1 protein-coding gene is annotated in these 1,303 nt (G+C 47.7%); it reads left to right on the top strand.

The window, feature by feature from the left end; all coding sequences use genetic code 11:
- Positions 1-35: 35 nt before the first annotated feature.
- Positions 36-1,040: an IS110-like element IS4321 family transposase gene (locus F0Q32_RS24510; protein ID WP_000427623.1), complete on the top strand. Its 1,005-nt coding sequence runs from the start codon at positions 36-38 to the stop codon at positions 1,038-1,040.
- Positions 1,041-1,303: the final 263 nt, after the last annotated feature.

Genomic DNA, 1,303 nt, shown 5'->3' with positions numbered 1-1,303 from the left:
TATGCTGAGGACAGGCTTTCATTCGGAGAACTATCATGGAAAACATTGCGCTCATTGGTATCGATCTGGGTAAAAACTCTTTCCATATTCATTGCCAGGATCGTCGCGGGAAGGCTGTTTACCGTAAAAAATTTACCCGGCCAAAGTTGATCGAATTTTTGGCGACATGCCCCGCTACAACCATCGCAATGGAAGCCTGTGGCGGTTCTCACTTTATGGCACGCAAGTTGGAAGAGTTGGGGCATTCCCCAAAGCTGATATCACCACAATTTGTCCGCCCGTTCGTTAAAAGCAATAAAAACGACTTTGTCGACGCCGAAGCTATTTGTGAAGCTGCATCGCGTCCGTCTATGCGTTTTGTGCAGCCCAGAACGGAATCTCAGCAGGCAATGCGGGCTCTGCATCGTGTCCGTGAATCCCTGGTTCAGGATAAGGTAAAAACAACCAATCAAATGCATGCTTTTCTGCTGGAATTTGGCATTAGCGTTCCCCGAGGAGCTGCCGTTATTAGCCGACTGAGTACCATTCTTGAGGATAATAGTTTGCCTCTTTACCTCAGCCAGTTATTGCTGAAATTACAACAGCATTATCACTATCTTGTTGAGCAGATTAAAGATTTGGAATCCCAGTTGAAACGAAAGTTGGACGAAGATGAGGTTGGACAGCGCTTGCTGAGCATTCCCTGCGTCGGAACACTGACAGCGAGTACTATTTCAACTGAGATTGGCGACGGGAAGCAGTACGCCAGCAGCCGTGACTTTGCGGCGGCAACAGGGCTTGTACCTCGGCAGTACAGCACGGGAGGTAGGACGACATTGCTGGGAATTAGTAAGCGAGGTAATAAAAAGATCCGAACTTTGTTGGTTCAATGTGCCAGGGTATTCATACAAAAACTGGAACACCAGTCTGGCAAATTGGCCGATTGGGTCAGGGATTTACTGTGCCGGAAAAGCAACTTTGTCGTCACTTGTGCTCTGGCAAACAAGCTGGCCAGAATAGCCTGGGCCCTAACGGCACGACAGCAAACTTATGTAGCATAACGGCAGAAATACACCGGTTTAAAGAATTACTGATCTGGTTTTGCGAATACTGATATTGATGATACTAACGGCCCACCGGCCTGTTGAGGAACCTGTAAAACGGAAAGGCTCATTGAAGCCGTATATTTTCTGGAGGTTCATCAGGCGCGGAACTCATCAAGGCGCGGGAATAAAATCCCATTCAGACGCCGGATAGATTCAAGCAAGCCAACTTGTCGTCAAAATCGGTGTTGCAAAAACGGGAGTGACCATAGATTCCGTTT

It is taken from the genome of Pseudocitrobacter sp. 73, assembly GCF_008369545.1.
Taxonomy (GTDB): domain Bacteria; phylum Pseudomonadota; class Gammaproteobacteria; order Enterobacterales; family Enterobacteriaceae; genus Pseudocitrobacter; species Pseudocitrobacter vendiensis.
The sequence above is the reverse complement of the archived record's forward strand: the minus strand, read 5'-3'. Positions and strand labels throughout refer to the sequence as shown.

Bases quoted from the DNA above. Each gene is read 5' to 3' on its own strand.
- F0Q32_RS24510 (WP_000427623.1), top strand. From the start codon at position 36: ATGGAAAACATTGCGCTCATTGGTATCGATCTGGGTAAAAACTCTTTC.